This window comes from Rugamonas sp., from assembly GCF_025354735.1.
Classification (GTDB): domain Bacteria; phylum Pseudomonadota; class Gammaproteobacteria; order Burkholderiales; family Burkholderiaceae_D; genus Rugamonas.
Genome location: NZ_JANXMI010000001.1, coordinates 61,792 through 77,195, shown reverse-complemented (window position 1 = coordinate 77,195; position 15,404 = coordinate 61,792). Strand labels below are relative to the sequence as shown.

13 protein-coding genes are annotated in these 15,404 nt (G+C 66.0%); 1 reads left to right on the top strand and 12 read right to left on the bottom strand.

All coding sequences use genetic code 11. From position 1 onward, the window contains the following. Positions 1-153: 153 nt before the first annotated feature. On the bottom strand, positions 154-2,097 hold the full coding sequence (locus Q0S71_RS00330) for a type VI secretion system Vgr family protein (protein ID WP_295990016.1): 1,944 nt from the start codon (positions 2,095-2,097) through the stop codon (positions 154-156). Positions 2,098-2,121: 24 nt separating this feature from the next. Continuing rightward, on the bottom strand, positions 2,122-2,511 hold the full coding sequence (locus Q0S71_RS00325) for a DUF4280 domain-containing protein (protein ID WP_295990015.1): 390 nt from the start codon (positions 2,509-2,511) through the stop codon (positions 2,122-2,124). 112 nt (positions 2,512-2,623) lie between these two features. On the opposite strand from Q0S71_RS00325, the gene Q0S71_RS00320 reads away from it, so the two are divergent. Then, positions 2,624-2,911 carry a tetratricopeptide repeat protein gene (locus Q0S71_RS00320; RefSeq protein ID WP_295990014.1) on the top strand — a complete coding sequence of 96 codons (288 nt, stop codon included), beginning with the start codon at positions 2,624-2,626 and terminating at the stop codon, positions 2,909-2,911. Between the two features lie 94 nt (positions 2,912-3,005). Here the strand turns inward: Q0S71_RS00320 and Q0S71_RS00315 are convergent, their stop codons facing one another. The 10 genes from Q0S71_RS00315 to Q0S71_RS00270 all read right to left on the bottom strand — a co-directional run bounded on the left by Q0S71_RS00315 (position 3,006) and on the right by Q0S71_RS00270 (position 15,323). Beyond that, positions 3,006-4,091, bottom strand: a complete 1,086-nt coding sequence (locus tag Q0S71_RS00315) for a hypothetical protein (RefSeq protein WP_295990012.1) — start codon at positions 4,089-4,091, stop codon at positions 3,006-3,008. Positions 4,092-4,139: 48 nt separating this feature from the next. Continuing rightward, the gene (locus Q0S71_RS00310) at positions 4,140-5,363 is read right to left on the bottom strand and encodes a hypothetical protein (RefSeq protein WP_295990010.1); all 1,224 of its coding nucleotides are present in this window, start codon (positions 5,361-5,363) and stop codon (positions 4,140-4,142) included. 82 nt (positions 5,364-5,445) lie between these two features. Then, positions 5,446-6,780, bottom strand: coding sequence for an anthrax toxin-like adenylyl cyclase domain-containing protein (locus Q0S71_RS00305; RefSeq protein ID WP_295990008.1), 1,335 nt, complete (start codon positions 6,778-6,780; stop codon positions 5,446-5,448). Positions 6,781-6,843: 63 nt separating this feature from the next. After that, the gene (locus tag Q0S71_RS00300) at positions 6,844-7,539 is read right to left on the bottom strand and encodes a hypothetical protein (protein ID WP_295990006.1); all 696 of its coding nucleotides are present in this window, start codon (positions 7,537-7,539) and stop codon (positions 6,844-6,846) included. Positions 7,540-7,618: 79 nt separating this feature from the next. Then, complete coding sequence (tssH, locus tag Q0S71_RS00295) at positions 7,619-10,354, bottom strand: type VI secretion system ATPase TssH (protein WP_295990004.1); 2,736 nt, start codon at positions 10,352-10,354, stop codon at positions 7,619-7,621. Between the two features lie 79 nt (positions 10,355-10,433). Further along, positions 10,434-11,474 (bottom strand): type VI secretion system baseplate subunit TssG, encoded by a 1,041-nt coding sequence (gene tssG, locus Q0S71_RS00290; RefSeq protein ID WP_295990002.1) that lies wholly within the window; start codon positions 11,472-11,474, stop codon positions 10,434-10,436. Beyond that, positions 11,459-13,333 (bottom strand): type VI secretion system baseplate subunit TssF, encoded by a 1,875-nt coding sequence (gene tssF / locus Q0S71_RS00285; RefSeq protein WP_295990000.1) that lies wholly within the window; start codon positions 13,331-13,333, stop codon positions 11,459-11,461. The genes tssG and tssF overlap by 16 nt, the downstream gene beginning before the upstream one ends. Then, positions 13,330-13,839 carry a type VI secretion system baseplate subunit TssE gene (gene tssE / locus Q0S71_RS00280; RefSeq protein ID WP_295989998.1) on the bottom strand — a complete coding sequence of 170 codons (510 nt, stop codon included), beginning with the start codon at positions 13,837-13,839 and terminating at the stop codon, positions 13,330-13,332. Before tssE ends, tssF begins: the two co-directional genes overlap by 4 nt. Further along, complete coding sequence (locus tag Q0S71_RS00275) at positions 13,832-14,698, bottom strand: type VI secretion system accessory protein TagJ (protein ID WP_295989996.1); 867 nt, start codon at positions 14,696-14,698, stop codon at positions 13,832-13,834. The genes tssE and Q0S71_RS00275 overlap by 8 nt, the downstream gene beginning before the upstream one ends. A 127-nt stretch (positions 14,699-14,825) precedes the next feature. Further along, positions 14,826-15,323 carry a type VI secretion system tube protein Hcp gene (locus tag Q0S71_RS00270; RefSeq protein ID WP_295989994.1) on the bottom strand — a complete coding sequence of 166 codons (498 nt, stop codon included), beginning with the start codon at positions 15,321-15,323 and terminating at the stop codon, positions 14,826-14,828. Between the last annotated feature and the right edge of the window lie 81 nt (positions 15,324-15,404).

Below are 15,404 nucleotides of genomic sequence, written 5' to 3'. Positions count from 1 at the left end.
GGCGGCCGGGCACCATCGAAGCAAACGTCAACAGTCACGGCGGCGATCAATTATACGTTGCATTTTCGATCATCTGGGCATTAAAAACAGCCGCCGCCGGCATCGTCGCGCGGCGCGGACAAAAGCCGCGCACGGGGCCGGCATGCGCCGCCGTCAATTGATCTTCACCAGCGCGCCGGCCAGCGTCATGACGGCGCCGGCCTTGACGTCCATCATCGCGCCCGCGTTGACCTTCATATTCGCGTCGGCGGCGATCTCGATCTCGGCCGACTTGATGGTGATCTTGCCGGCCTCGATCTTGATGCTGCTGCCGCCCACCTTCAACTCGATCGAGGTGCCGGCCTCGATGACGATGGTCTTGCCGACCTTGACCTTCTGGTCGCCCTTGACGTCCAGGCTCTGGTCCCGGCCGATGGTGATGGTCTCGTCGTTGCCGACCTTGATCGTCTCGTCATGGCCGACGTCGAGCAGGCGGTCGTTCTTGATGGCGATATCCTGGTCGCCCTTGGCGGCCGTCTCGAAGCCGACCTTGAGCGTGTCGTTGTTCTTGACCACGCGCTTGAAATCGCGCTCGGCCTGCACGTAGACTTCCTCCGCGCCCTTCTTGTCCTCGAAACGCAGCTCGTTGTAGCCCTCGCCGCCCAGCGTGGAATTGGACTTGAGGGTGGACTTGGTCTGCTCGGCCGGCAGCGCGTACGGCGGCAGCGCGTCCGAGTTGTAGACGCAGCCGGTGATCAGGGGCCGGTCCGGATCGCCCTCCAGGAATTCGACCACCACCTCCATGCCGATGCGCGGAATGAAGATCGCGCCCCAGCCCTTGCCGGCCCAGCTTTGCGACACGCGCACCCAGCATGAACTTTTCTCGTCGTCCTTGCCCAGGCGGTCCCAGTGAAACTGCACCTTGACGCGGCCATATTTGTCGGTCCAGATTTCCTCGCCGGCCTTGCCGACCACCATCGCCGTCTGCGGCCCCCGCACCACCGGCTTGCGCGTGACCGGCAGGGGCCGGAACGCGTGCTCCTTGCCGATCGCCGCCAGCGTCACCTGGAACTCGACCCCGCCGCCGCCGCCGCTGCGGTAGTCCGAGCCCTTGAGCGCGTAACTGGCCTCGGTCACCAGGTAGTCGCGGTTCTGGTCGTCGCGCGGATGCTCGGCCAGCGTGAACAGCCCGCCCGTGTACAGCGCGCGCGCGTTGCTGGCGGCGTCGATGCGCTCGCACTGGCCGTGCAGGCTTTCCATGCGCCCGCGCGCCAAGGCGGTGCCGTCGGCCGCCAGAACATAGCCGCCCGGATAGTCGTACATCTCGTACGCCGCCTGATCGAACGCCGTGGCGATGGTCGACTTCACCAGCAAGCCGCCGCTGCTGCTGGCGGCCGCCTTCTCGAAATCGAAGTCGTCGAGGGTGTAGGCGCTGGACTGGATTTCGCCCGACGCCGACCACGAGAACACCATCTCGTCGTCGCCGCTCAGGCGCCTGTCCTCGCTGCAAAACTTCAGCGCGTCGCCGGCGATGGGCACGTGGGCGCCGTAGGAATCGGCCAGCACCATCGTGTGTTTATCGGCGTCGTGCGTGAAGAAAAAATAGATGCCGACGCTCTCCAGCAGGCGGCAGACAAAATTGAAGTCGGTCTCGCGGTACTGCACGCAATACGGCAGCGCCGCGTAGTTGCCGCCGAGCGCGCCGGCCGACAGGTCGGCCAGGCCGCCGTACGCCGGCGCGCCGCAGACCTGGGCGACGATGTCGGGCACCGACAAGTCCTGGAAGATGCGGCAGTTCGCCGAGCGCGTCAGCAGCCACAGCCACGGATGGATGGTCGCCTCGTAGGCCGCCGAATCGCCATCCCAGCCGTTGCTGCGAAAGCCCGTGACGACGCCGTTGAAATGGCGCACGCCGCCGTCGGCCAGGTTGACGTGGATGCCCATGGTCTTGCCCAGCACGGCGCCGATCTGGATGTCCCTCTTGGCGCTGCTGAGCTGGACGCGGTATTCCGACAGCCGGCCCAGCTGTTCGCTACCGCTCATCGAGAGGAACAGCAGGGTGTCGTCCGGCAGCGCGGAGGTGACGGATATGTCGCGGTCGACTTGCGTTGCGGGCATCGGGGATCTCTATATCGGTCTGATTTAAGGAATCATGGTCTTGACGGTGCCGGCCGTGGTGAACGCGATCGCGCCGCCCCAGTTGCACAGGCATTTCGAGACGTTGTCGAGCGCCGGCATATTGGCGATCAACACCGTCGGCGCGCCCGGCACCCACGGCGCCATGGTCATCGGGATGCACGGCATCGGCGTGGGCACGCCCAGCGCGGCGGCGGTGGCGGCGATGACCATGGGATTGGCCATCGAGCTGCACATGCCGAAGGGCATGATGTTGACCATCGGCATGTGGTCCATGATGTTGGCGGCCGGCGGGCCTTCGCACAACACCTTGTTGACCGGTAACACGACCAGGGACGACGGCGCCGCGCCAAAAGTGCAGGTCATCATCGCTCCCATCGAAACCTGGTTAGGCATGCCGCTCTCCTGTGCGCGCGGGCGCGCTTTCGTGCAGACAGTATGGCGTAGGAAGTACTTTCTTGCAACGTTTTGCTTTAAGCTAAGCGTATCGTCAGCGACAGGAAAACCCATGAACAAACCATCCGCGCCGGCCCGTCCGCGCGCCGCGCCGCTGGACGCCGCGCTGCGCCTGGCCATCGCCGCCCACCAGGCCGGCAAGCCGGGCGACGCCGAGCGCCGCTACCGCGCCATCCTCGCGACCCAGCCCCGCCATCCCGACGCGCTGCACTACCTGGGCGTGCTGCTGCACCAGCAAGTCTGGTGTTCACGCTGGAAGAACCGGGCGGCGACGGCAGCTTCCAACTGCATCCGCACGGGCGCCACAGCCATGCCGAAGCGTATGCGCGCGCAGCGCTGAGCGGCGCCGGCTTGACCGTGCTCGAGGTGCGGCGCGACGTGCTGCGCACCGAGTTGAACGCGCCCGTTGCCGGGCTGGTTATCGCGGCGCGGCGTTAATCGGTGGCGCTCGCGGCGGCGGCGGCGGCCGATGGCGACGCGGCGCGCAAGCTGATGCGCTGTACGCCCGTTTCGCGCAGCACGGCGTAGGCGTTGACGGCGTTGTCGCGATCCGGCTCGGCGCGCCGCCAGTGATCCTGTTTGCGACGCACGACCAATATCACGTGCACCATCGGCACCGCTTGTTCGACTGGATGCGCTTGTTCGACTTGGTCCATTTGGTCCGCTTGCCCCGCTTGGTCCATCTGTTGCGCTGGTTGCGCCCGCGCGCCGCGCTGCGCCGCCTGCAAACGGGCCAGCGAGACGCAGGAAAACCGGTTGCAGATCGTGCTGCGCATCTCTCGCGGCAGGCTGCAGCCGCGCGCCGTATGATTGATGCAGGACTTGGCCTGGGTGCTGCCCGCGAGCCGGTCCAGATAGGCCGCCGCCACTTCGGCTGCCGACAACTGCGGCTGCGCATCCATAAAGCGACGCATGGTCGCCGCGCTCAAATAAGCCTGGTCGCCGCCGTAGGTGCAACACCCTCCTCCGCACCAGCCGCAAAGACGACCTGCCAGCGTCGATCCAGCATCGGCATCGACATCGGCAGCGTCAGGTCCGGCGGCGCTGTCGCCCGGCGCCGCCCGATCGATGACGCTGGCCTCGGCGATGATACCTAGCAGATGCGCACGGTAGCGCTCGCGTCGCGTCGCCGACAGCGGGCGGGAGCGCTGCGGACCCGAGGGCAGCAGCAGCTCCAGCGGCGCAGGCGTCAGATCGCCGGCCACCCGGGCGCGCAGCGCCGCCCAGCCGTTGGCGTTTTCCTCGGCCTCGGCGCGCTCGCGCGCCACCGACGCCGCCGTCGCCGCCGCCAGTTGTAGCCGGTGGCGCGCCTGCATTTGCAGATAATGTCGAAAGTTAGCCTCGCCCATATCGGCGCGCCGGCTCACCACCATGCGGCAAGCAACGGCGTGACAGGTCGGGTATGCATCGTCGGCTGCGGCGAACAGCGTGGCACCGCCCGCCAGCGCCTGCTGGCAGACGACGCAGCGGCGCGCCCGCCGGTCGGCGCCCGGCGTCAATGGCATGGAATAAGCAGGCATGGCGCAATCACGTGTGCATGACGGTCGATGAACAAGGAGGCCCGACGGTCAAGCCGCCAACGCCCTGTCCTTTTCGATTTGCTCGAGTATGCCTTTCCATTCCTTCGAATAGCCTGCACAGGTGGCGCAGTCGTCCGCTTTTTTTGTTTCCGTGCCCTTTAGCGTGACGTGCTTCCGCTCGCTCAAATGCTGGACCACAACGATCAGGTTGGCGATGCGCTTTTTGCGGCTGACTTCATCGTCGACAAAATGCTTTGCCACCTGCGTTGCAATGCGCACTTGCTGCACTTTGCGCTTTTCGGTAAATTCCGCCGCCATCCCCTCCAGCGACAGCCGCTGCGACGCCTCCATGAAACTGGTCAGGCTGAACTCGGGCGCGGGATTGCCCTGGGACATCAGGAAAATCCTGACCGCGCTCAGGTCGACGCCGTAGCCTTTCAGGGTTTCGATGGCGCCCAGCATGTGCTTGATCGTCGGCAAATAGTGACCGCTCGCGTCGGTAATTTCGAGCAGCTTGCCATTGACGATTTTCCAGGTACCGGCGCAGCGCACCGTATCGCCGGCCATGTAGGACGAGTGGAAAAAGCTGCCGCCTTTTACGCTCTTGCCTGCCGCCTTGTGCGGTCCGCTATAAAAGTCGCCTCCCTGGCTCAGGGCATAACCGGAATGGCCCTCGCGCCAACCGGCGTCCACCGAAAAGTCGCGCGCGCTGTCGACGTTTTGCCAGTTGGTGCGGGTCAGCCACCATTGCATTTGCTGCGCAATGCCGCCGTTGAAGCGGATCCGGTATTTTGCGCGCTCGGTCGACGACAGGTATTGCGCGAGCCGATTTTCATAGTCCAGCTTTTCGCCATGCTCCGACAAGTCGCGGCCGAACGCGGCCGTCAACCAGTTCGGCAAGGTGCTGATGCCGACGTTGGCGCGCTTGGCCAGCGTGGTGCAGACGATGGTGTACAAGGCCCGCACCGCCGGCTCGCGCCCCGAACTTCCGACGCCGCGGGCGCGCTCCTTGAGCCAGCCATCGACGGCATGATAGAGCTGGCCGTACAGTATCGTCGTGTTGAACTCGGCCGCCAGGCTGGTCGCCGCGACCTGATTGCCCAGTTCTTCCAGCAGTTGATCGATGCGCCGCAGCAGCGCGTCGCCGCTGCGACTGCCGAGCGTGACGCTGCTGTCCTTTTTGAAAGTGGCGGCGTCGGGAACTTTTGCAAAATATTCTATGGTAGCCACATGGCCTCCGTGCGGTGAATGAGCAGGCAACTGAGCAGGCAAGCGGCATCGGCGACCGCATGGTCGCGGCGACGATGCCGGTGCGCCGGCTGGTGATCGGGATGTGGCCGGCCGGAAGCGGGTGCTAGGCGCTCCAGATCCAGTTTTTCGGCACGTAATAGTCGGATTGCCCCAGCGCTTGCGCGTAGGCGTTGAACTCGGCCAAGGTTTCCAGCGTGCTGACGTCGCCGTAACGCGCCACGCTGCGCCAGCGGCTGTTCAAGGCATTGCCGGTGTACAGGGTGCTGGGCTGGAACACCGTCAAGGGAAAACCGTCGCCATACTGGTCGCCATCTTTCATGGTCACCATGTCGCGCCGGGTCAGCGCGCCAAAGGCACGGTTGCGGTGCGACTCGGCATTGTGGTGGACGCGCCGCAAGGCCGCCCTCGGTCCGACGGCGCCCATGGCCACATTGAGCTCGTTAATGCAGCGCAGTATCCGCGGCGTCAAGTTGCCCATGTCGCCGTGTTCGGACTTTTCCGACGGCGCAAAATAGGCCTGGTGCTGTTGCGCCGTCAATCGGCCGAGCGGCCCCATGCCGCCGGCCGCGCGCACCTCCAATCCCGCCTTGCGGCTGGCGAAGTCGCCGGCCTCGCTCATGGTGTGCAAGGTGGGATCGATCACATTGTCCATGCCCTGCCCGGCCCGGAAAGCCAGCCCCTTGTGCAGCGGACCGCCGGCGATCTGGATGCCGGGCTTGACGATGTCGTGCGGCGCCTGGCTGCCGTATTGCGCCCACGACGGGCAGATGGCGAACAGGTCGTAATCGCCCGTCATCGGCAGGCCGGCGCCGGCTTCGTTGGATGTCATGACCTCGAACAGTTCCGCCTTCAAACCCTTGGGGTCTTTGTCGAGCACCAGGAACGGCGAGCTGACCTTGCCGTCGACTGGCGGATAGACCCTGATTTCAAACCGGCCGTCGGGGCGCGCACAGGCGCGGAACACGACCGACTTGGCGTCGCCCGAGCGCCGCGCCAGCAACAGCGTGTCGGTGCTGCCGGGGATTTTCATCATCGTGTCGATGGCGCTGCGTGCCGGGCTGCCTTCGGTGCGGTTCAGCTGCTGATCGATCTGATGTTGCGTCAGCACGAGCGGCTGCTTGCCCGCGAAACCCGAGGCCAGGCCGTCGTTGTTGGCCTGCGTGCCCTTGGCCGCCTTGGCCGCGTCGTAGCCGACCTTGCTGTAGAGGCCATTGTGCGGCACCAGGCCGGCATGCGGCCCCCAGTCCGAGCTCTTGCCTTTGACGTGGAAATTCTTGCTCGGATAATTATCTTCCAGCCAGCGCTTCGACCAGGGACCGGTGGAGCGGAAGATAATCACCTCGTTGAGGCGTTCCGCCACCCGCTTGGTCGCTTCCATATCGAGCCGGGTCATGCCGTTCTGGTTGTGGCTGAACGAAGCGCTGAGTCCTATTAACATTGTCGCCTTCTGAATAATTTTATTGCTAAGTCTATGGGGACTGTCGGGCAGCTATCGAAGCGGCTACCACTTGCTCAGCAAACCCTTTACCAGGCCGACCAGGACCCGGTCGCCGCTCACCTCGTCGAGCTGAGCCCTGAAGGCGTCGGCGGCGTTGGTGCGCCATTCAATGACCGCCTCCTGATATCGGCTCAAGACGGGGTTGTTGGCCGCCCCCCTGTCCTTGTCGATGGAAGCCTTTCTTTCGATCAGCGACTTGAAATCCGAGTAAGCGGCCACCTTGTTTTGCGCTTCGCCTTCGGCGCGGCGCGCCTCGATGGCGACCTGAATACGGCGCAAGGCTCTCGCCATCTGATATTGCTGCTGGTTCATGGCCGCCCACAAGGACGTGCCTGCAATCGGGTAAAAGTGATTGACCGGATTGAGCGCGTTGCGGGCCGAATTATCGACCCGATAGGTACGCCCGCTCGATGTCACCACATCGAGGTCGTACAGTCCGGCCGGCGGCAGGCCGCCCGTCAAGTGCAAGTCGATCGCGGTGCCCACATCGCCAGCGTCGAGCTCCCATCCCGACTGCGGAATGATGCTGAAAATCAGACTGTTGACGGCCAAGGCGCCGGCCTCGGCGCAAAAATTGAAGTGATGGCGTTGCAGCGAAGTCGTCAAATTCAAAATCGTCGCACCTTGCGTGACCTGCAAGGCGACGACATTATTATTGGTATTTACAGTATGCATGACAAAATGCTCCCATAAAAACATGAACTGATAATTCCGGAAAAGCCGGCCTCCGCCATCACCATCGCCGCGTCAAGCGGACTGAGTCTTCGCTAGGCCGCGCTCAAAAACCATAGTGGAATTCGCCCTCGACGACGCTCACCGTCACGCCGACGATGGGCGTGGCCGACATCATGCGCGTCAGGAATTCCCGGCTGATATCGGGCAGCATGGAGTTGGTGAGGATGGCGTCTATCATGCGCCCGCCCGACTCGCCCTCGGTGCAGCGCGACACCACCAGCTTGACCACGTCCTCGCCATACTCGAAGGCGATCTTGTAGCGCGCCTCGACCCGCTTCTTGATGCGGTTCAGCTGCAACTTGACGATCTGGCCCAGCATCTGGTCCGACAGCGGGTAGTACGGTATCGTCACCAGGCGGCCCAGCAGCGCCGGCGGGAACACCTTGAGCAGCGGCGCGCGCAGGGCCTTGGCCATGTCGTCCGGCTCCGGCATCAGGTCGGGATCCTTGCACAGGCCGGCGATCAGGTCGGTGCCGGCGTTCGTCGTCAGGATAATCAGGGTGTTCTTGAAGTCGATGAAGCGCCCTTCCCCGTCTTCCATGAAGCCCTTGTCGAACACCTGGAAGAACATTTCGTGCACGTCGGGGTGGGCTTTTTCGACTTCGTCGAGCAGCACCACCGAATACGGCTTGCGGCGCACCGCTTCGGTCAGCACGCCGCCTTCGCCGTAGCCGACGTAACCGGGCGGCGCGCCTTTCAGCGTCGACACCGTGTGCGCTTCCTGGTACTCGCTCATGTTGATGGTGATGAGATTTTGCTCGCCTCCGTACAGCGCCTCGGCCAGCGCCAGCGCGGTCTCGGTCTTGCCGACGCCCGAGGTGCCGGCCAGCATGAACACGCCGATCGGCTTGCTCGGATTATCGAGGCCGGCGCGCGAGGTCTGGATGCGCTTGGCGATCATCTCCATCGCGTGGTCCTGGCCGATGACGCGTTTGGCCAGCGCGCCGGCGATGTTGAGTATCGTCTCCATCTCGTTCTTCGCCATGCGGCCGACGGGGATGCCGGTCCAGTCGCCGACCACGGCGGCCACGGCCTGGTAGTCGACGGTCGGCAGTATCAGCGGGGTTTCGCCTTGCAGCGCCGACAGCGTCGCTTGCACCGCCTTGAGTTGCGCCATCAGCTCGGCGCGTTCTTCGGGCGTGGCCGCCGCTGCCGCCGTCGAAGCCGCAGCCGGCGCCTCCGTGCCGGCCGCCGCTTCGAGCTTGCTGCCCGTGCCTTCGACCGGCTGGGCGCCGTCGCGCAGCCGGGCCCGCAGCGCCAGCAGCTGGTCGACCAGCACGCGCTCCTCGTTCCAGCGCGCTTCCAGGCCGGACAGGCGCTCGCGTTCGGCGCCCAGCAAATCGTGGGCGTCGGCGGCGCGCTTGCCGATGTCGATGCCGATGGCGCTTTCGCGGCCGATGATGGCCAGCTCGACTTCCAGCGCTTCGATGCGCTTGCGGCTGTCGTCCACCTCGGCCGGCGTGGCGTGCAGGCTGACGGCCACGCGGGCGCAGGCGGTGTCGATCAGGCTGACCGATTTGTCGGGCAGCTGGCGCGCCGGGATGTAGCGGTGCGACAGTTTCACGGCCGCTTCCAGCGCCTCGTCGAGAATCTGCACCTTGTGGTGTTTTTCCATCGTCGAGGCGACGCCGCGCATCATCAAAATGGCCCGTTCCTCGCTAGGCTCGTCGACCTGGATGCTCTGGAAACGGCGCGTCAGGGCCGGATCTTTTTCGATGTGCTTTTTGTACTCGGCGAAGGTGGTGGCGCCGATGGTGCGCAGGGTGCCGCGCGCCAGGGCCGGCTTGAGCAGGTTGGCGGCGTCGCCGGTGCCGGCCGCGCCGCCGGCGCCGACCAGGGTATGGGTTTCGTCGATGAACAGGATGATGGGGATGGCGCTGGCCTGGACTTCATCGATGACCGAGCGCAGGCGCTGCTCGAACTCGCCCTTCATGCTGGCGCCGGCCTGCAACAGGCCCACGTCCAACGTGAGCAGCTGCACGTCCTTGAGCGCCGGCGGCACGTCGCCGCGCGCGATGCGCTGGGCGAAGCCTTCGACCACGGCCGTCTTGCCGACGCCGGCTTCGCCGATCATGATGGGGTTGTTCTGACGCCGGCGCATCAGGATGTCGACCATCTGGCGGATTTCGTCGTCGCGGCCGACGATGGGGTCCATCTTGCCGCTGCGCGCCTGCTCGGTCAGGTCGACCGTGAATTTTTTCAACGCTTCCTGCTTGCCCATCGCGGCCGGAGCGATGGCGCCCGACGCTTCGCCGGGCGCGGCGCCGCCGCCGCTGAAACCGTCGGTGGCGAACAGTTTCGCTTCCGGCGATTCGCCCAGCAGCTTGGCGAAGTTGTCGGACAGGTGTTCCAGCTTGACCTTCTCGAACTGTTTCGACATGCCGTACAGGGCGTTGCGCAGGCCGGCCGTTTTCAGCAGGCCGACCACCAGGTGGCCCGAGCGGATTTGCGATTCGCCGAACATCAGGGTGCCGTAGACCCAGGCCCGTTCGACCGATTCCTCCAGCTGCGAGGACAGGTCGGTGACGGAAGTCGAGCCGCGCGGCAGGCGGTCGAGCGCGGCGGTCAGGTCGCGCGCCAGGGTGGCCGCGTCGATCTCGTAATGACGGATGATGCGCACCAGGTCGGAATCCTGCAATTGCAGTATCTGATGCATCCAGTGCACCAGCTCCACATAGGGATTGCCGCGCAGCTTGCAGAACACGGTGCTGCTTTCGATGGCCCGGTAACACAGGCTGTTCAGTTTTCCAAACAATGCAACACGACTGATGTCGGCCATGACTTCCCCTTTGTGGTTTGCGGACGGCGGCCTTGCGGTCGCTGGATTGGTAGCGCTAATGTATCGATAAGGTGTACTGCTAAGCTGTATTGCCAACGGCGGCCGCCGGCGCCGCGTCGAGGCCGGCCGGATGGATCAGCAACTGGTCGGGGTCGCGCGCCGGCGCCGTGCTGCTCAGCCAGCTGCTCCAGCCCATGCGGGTCGAGCCGTCCAGGCGCAGCGGCGGCAGCTGTTCTTTTTTCAGCACCAGGCGCACGTCCCAGTCCAATGTGAGGCCGACGTAATTGCGGACCCAGGCGCGCAGCCGCGCCATGCTGTCGCCGCCGGGCAGGAAGCGCTGGTAGTCGGCGTAGTCGAGCGGGCCGATGACGATGCGGAATTTGTGCTGGCAATCCCAGACGCTGCGGCCCAGCAGCAGCGAGCTGCCGAGGCGGTTGCCCTCGTCGGCGCGCCCGAGGCGGCTCTGGATCTCGGCCGGCAGCCGCATCCAGTGGCCGACGAATTGTTCCAGCCGCACCGGCAGCTTGAAATATTCACGCAATATCGTCACCAGTCCCGAGGCCGGACGCGCCTTGTTGGCCAGCAGTCCGGCGAAGTGCAGCTTGGCGAAGTCGCCGATTTCATCGCGCTCGCGCAGCGCCGGCGCGCCGATGCCGAACATGCTGCCGACGAAGTTGGAAAAGCGGTCGGCGTCGGCGCGGTCCAGGCTGATGACCGGCTCGGCGCTCGCGCGGGCCCGGTAAAACAGGGCCAGCATGCGGTGGTGGAAGACGTCGAGGAAGGCCAGCATGGTGGCGTCGCCGCCCTGGCGCAGGCGGTCGCGCACGTATTCGGTGATGTGCAGCGGCATCGGGCCGTTGGCGCCCAGCAGGCCGAAGAAATTGACGGCCAGGCGGGCCCGGGCGTCGCCGTCGGCGCGGGTGAAGCGGCCCAGCATGGTGGGGTGGAAGATCAGCGCCGGGTCCTGGCCGAAGCGCACCGCGTCGTCGCGCGGGCGCAGCGAGGCGCCGATGCGCGGCAGGTCGGGCCGGGCATTCTCGATCAGGCGCAGCACCTGGAAGAAATCCATGCGCGCCGCCTTCGCTTCGAGCAGCAGCTCGACGGCTACAGGATCGCGCATGCGCCCACCTTGGCCGGCCAGCGCATGATGTCGCCGCGCGCGATGGTCCGCACCACTGTTTCGGTAAACGAGTTGATCGACACGTACTGGGCGAAAAACTCGCTCAGCACGGCGCCCAGCACGAAGGCGCCGGTGCCCTCGAAGGCGGCGTCGTCCAGCGTGACGGTGATTTGCAGGCCCCGTCCCACCGCGATGGGGCCGGGCGACGGCATGCGCCGGGTGACGGCCTTGGCGCTGATCGAGCGCACGCCCTCGACCTGGCGCTGGGCGTTCAGATCGGTCGGGTGGCAATACAGGTCCAGCATCTCGCGCAGCGCGACGGCGCCCTGGGCGGGGTCGCTGTCGAGCAGCGACAGGTAGTTGAGCGACAGCTGGTTCAGCAGGCGCCAGGCGACGCTGCCCTCGGCGAACGAGGGATGGGGCTGGCTGGGGCCGGCCGCGCAGCGCACCGCCGTCACCGGGCCGCCGTCGTCGAGGATGAAATCGGTCTTGCCGACGCCGATGGCCATCGCCAGCGGCAAGTCGCGGTTGGTGCACCAGACCGACAGGCCCAGCTGGCGCAGCTCGGCGCTGTAGGGCGCTTCGGCCGCGTCGACGATGGCGATGAAGGCTTCGCTGCCGACGTAGCTCGAGCGCGGGCCGTCGCGGCGCTGGCGCTGCGACACCTGGCGCGGTTCGCGCCGCAGCTGGAAGAACGCGCGCCCCTGTTGCATCCCGCCCAGGTCCTTGGCCGTATAAAACGGCTCGAAGGCCTGTTCCGATCCGGGCCCGGTGCCGTAGCCGGTCACCGCTTCGATCTGGAACACCTCGTAATCCATCGGCCGCGTGCGGTCGACCAGCACGTGGTATTCGAGCTGCTCGCCGGTGACGTTGATGCGGTCGGCGCGGCGCTGGAACAGGTTGACCACCGGGGTGCAGTGCAAGGCGAAATTGGAGGCGTCCAGCATTTTTTCCAGCTGCGCGTCGGCGCGGCCGAGCAGGATGGTGATCTCGACTTCCTTGTCGGCGCACTGGCGCAGCGCGGCGCGCAGGCCGGCCAGTTCGACGAACTGGAAGCGCTGGGGAAAGGCGAAATATTCCTGCAACAGGCGGTAGCCCTGGAAGCTGCGCTTGCCGCTCGGCAGCAAGGCCTCGCCCTCGGCATAGCCGAGCGGACGCAGCGCCGTCTTGGGCAGCAGGCTGTGCCAGGCGGCCGGGCGCGCCACCGGCGTCACCAGCACGCCTTCCACGCCGGCCAGCAGCGCTTCGTAGATGCGCACCGGCATTTCGTCGGCTCCGCGCAGATGCAGTTGCAGCGTATCGAGCGGCAAGTCCTTGAAGGCGGCGCCGGTGCTGCGCAGGCGCAGGCGCACGCCGGCCTTGACCGTCGGCGGCAGTTGCAGGTTCAGGCCGGCCTGGCTGCCGCCGTGAGTGAAGAATTTCGCCTCGACCAGTTCGACCGGCCACAGCGTGAGCGCGTGCGCGCTGCGGTATTCGCAGGCGGTATTGTCGCCCTTGCCCAGCACGCTGCGCATGGCGCTGCCGCGCGGCACAACATAGCCTTTTTGCAGGGCCGGATTGCTCAGGTCGGGCTGCAGCTGCACCACCGCCATCGACGGCGTCGGCGCCAGGAAATGGGGATAGACCAGTTCCGACAGGTGCTGGGTGAAGCGCGGGAATTCGGCGTCTATCTTCATCTGCACGCGGGCGGCCATGTAGCTGAAGCCTTCGAGCAGGCGTTCGACGTAGGGGTCGGCGCACTCGAAGGCGTCGAGGCCCAGGCGCCCGGCGATCTTGGGATATTCCTGGGCGAACTCGCCGCCCACTTCGCGCAGGTGCTGCAACTCCTGGCTGTAGTAGCGCAGAAAGCGCGGATTCATTTGACGCTCCGGCCGTTGGTTTCGGACAGCAGCACGGCGCCGCGCTCAAGATCGAGTTCGGTCTTCAGGTAGAGCCGCTCGGGATAGGGCTGGGCCCACAGGTCCGCTTCGATGTCGAAGGTCAGGGTGTTTTTTTCGTCGGCGTTCATGCGCGCCTTGACGCCGACGGTGGCGCGGATCAGGCGCGGCTCGAAGTCCCAGATGGCCTGGCGTATGCCCCGTTCGAGCTGGGCGATATTGAGGCTGTTGAGCGAGTGGCCCGACATCACCGGCACGCCGTAGTTCAGCACGGAATTGGCGACGTGGGGCAAGTCGCCGTGCTCGATCACCGACAGCAGGTTGGTGGTGTTGAGCAGCCAGGCCAGGTCGCGCAGCACGCCTTCGCGCAGCGTGCGCAGCGACAGCACGCGCCGTTCGCGCGGCTCGCTGCTGTTGTCGGGCTCGTCGTCGCTGAGGCGGTCGAGCAGACTCGGTTGCAGGCGCTCGCGCGGCGCCAGTTCAGCCATGCGTGGGCTCCGCCGCTGGCGCGGCGTCGGCCGCGGCGGACGCATCGGCGACTTCGGCGCCATCGGCCGTCTCCGGCGCGGCGTCGAAGGCGATCACGCGCACGTCCATCAGCGCGTAGTCGGCGGTGTCGGTGGCGAACATGCGCTGGCCCAGGCCGGCGTCGCCCTCGCCTTGCGCGATCCACTCGGTGCGGCGCGCCAGCAGCAAGGCGTCGTCGCCGCTGGCGGCGGTGCCGTTGTAGCGGGTCGGTATCAGGCCGACGGTCTGGGCGCCGTTGCTCCAGGTGAAGGAGGCGGCGCTCCAGACGGTGTCGCGCAGGTCGGCCGGCGCGTCGAGCTCGATGCGGCTGATGCGGCACAGCGGGATCCAGAAATAGCGGCCGTTGACGATGGCTTCGAGCACCGGGCCGAGGCGCTGGTCGGCGTCGGCCAGCCAGGCGAAGGGCACGCCGTCGATATTGCCCGGCGAGGCCGGCGCGGCGGCCAGCGCCTGCGCGCGCTCGGCGGCGGCGCGGGCCGGGTCGGTGGCGTCGTACTGCAAGGCGGAAATCAGTTGCGCCAGCCACGGTTGCGGCTCGCCGAAGATCAGCGGCGCGCGCTTGCCGGCGAAGATGTCGGCGCGCAGCGCTTCGCACTGGATGGCTTCGCGGTAAGTCTGCACCATGGGCAGGGTGCCGGCGTCGAGTTCGCCGGCCACGTTCAGCTGGGTCAGCGCGCGGGCCCATTCGCCGCGCACGCACAGCAGCTGGAACAGGAACACGCGCAGCTTGGCGTCGGCGGCGTTCTTGCGCACGGCATCCTGCAGGGCGGCGAGCGCGCCGGCCAGGTTTCCATCACGAATGCAGTCTTGCGCGGTCATTCCATGCTCCCCCACCGTCATGCGGCGGTGAAAAAAATTCGGTCATGCGGATTGCGGATTGCCGAAGATGATGATGGCGGTCCGCGCCCGCCGCCGCACGGGCGACGGGCGCGGAGCGCCACGGTGCTTAGGAGATTTCGCCGTTGTTCTCGGCGATATTCCACGTGAAGGTCTTGTCGCCGGCCACAGTGCCCTTGGCGTCTTGCGGCGTGTAGGCGAAGGCCACCTTGCCGAAGTTGAGCGTGACGTTTTCCGTCAGGCGGTCTTCGCCGCCGCTGCCGCCGGTCGACACCGACGTCACCAGCACTTCTTCCATGGTGATGGTGATGTATTTGTTCTGGCCTTCGCCGGCCTTGCGCGCGATCAGCACGCACTTGGGCAAGTGGCTGCCCTTGGCCAGCGCGTTCATCAACGCGTTGCTCGAGCTGTCGACGTATTTGGTGAACGACAAGTCCTGGAAGCTGGCCTTGCCGGCGCCGCCGCCGCTGCCCATATGGGTGCTGCCGGACTGGCTCATGCCCCAGCTCCAGGCCAGCACGTCGACGTCGCCCAGCGGACCTTGTACTTTGTCGCGCGATTCGCCCTTGATGGTGGCGCCCATGTTGATGAACATATCTAAAGCCATTTTATTCTCCTGTAGTGCCGGTCATTCGAGCGACCGGCGGTGGTTGAACATCCCAATTTGCGCGGCGGGCCGGCCCGCGCG

What these genes read in the sequence shown, in the direction of transcription:
- Q0S71_RS00330 (WP_295990016.1), bottom strand. Translation starts at nt 2,097, where the DNA reads ATGCCCGCAACGCAAGTCGACCGCGACATATCCGTCACCTCCGCGCTG.
- Q0S71_RS00325 (WP_295990015.1), bottom strand. Translation starts at nt 2,511, where the DNA reads ATGCCTAACCAGGTTTCGATGGGAGCGATGATGACCTGCACTTTTGGC.
- Q0S71_RS00320 (WP_295990014.1), top strand. Translation starts at nt 2,624, where the DNA reads ATGAACAAACCATCCGCGCCGGCCCGTCCGCGCGCCGCGCCGCTGGAC.
- Q0S71_RS00315 (WP_295990012.1), bottom strand. Translation starts at nt 4,091, where the DNA reads ATGCCTGCTTATTCCATGCCATTGACGCCGGGCGCCGACCGGCGGGCG.
- Q0S71_RS00305 (WP_295990008.1), bottom strand. Translation starts at nt 6,780, where the DNA reads ATGTTAATAGGACTCAGCGCTTCGTTCAGCCACAACCAGAACGGCATG.
- Q0S71_RS00300 (WP_295990006.1), bottom strand. Translation starts at nt 7,539, where the DNA reads ATGTTTTTATGGGAGCATTTTGTCATGCATACTGTAAATACCAATAAT.
- tssH (WP_295990004.1), bottom strand. Translation starts at nt 10,354, where the DNA reads ATGGCCGACATCAGTCGTGTTGCATTGTTTGGAAAACTGAACAGCCTG.
- tssG (WP_295990002.1), bottom strand. Translation starts at nt 11,474, where the DNA reads ATGCGCGATCCTGTAGCCGTCGAGCTGCTGCTCGAAGCGAAGGCGGCG.
- tssF (WP_295990000.1), bottom strand. Translation starts at nt 13,333, where the DNA reads ATGAATCCGCGCTTTCTGCGCTACTACAGCCAGGAGTTGCAGCACCTG.
- tssE (WP_295989998.1), bottom strand. Translation starts at nt 13,839, where the DNA reads ATGGCTGAACTGGCGCCGCGCGAGCGCCTGCAACCGAGTCTGCTCGAC.
- Q0S71_RS00275 (WP_295989996.1), bottom strand. Translation starts at nt 14,698, where the DNA reads ATGACCGCGCAAGACTGCATTCGTGATGGAAACCTGGCCGGCGCGCTC.
- Q0S71_RS00270 (WP_295989994.1), bottom strand. Translation starts at nt 15,323, where the DNA reads ATGGCTTTAGATATGTTCATCAACATGGGCGCCACCATCAAGGGCGAA.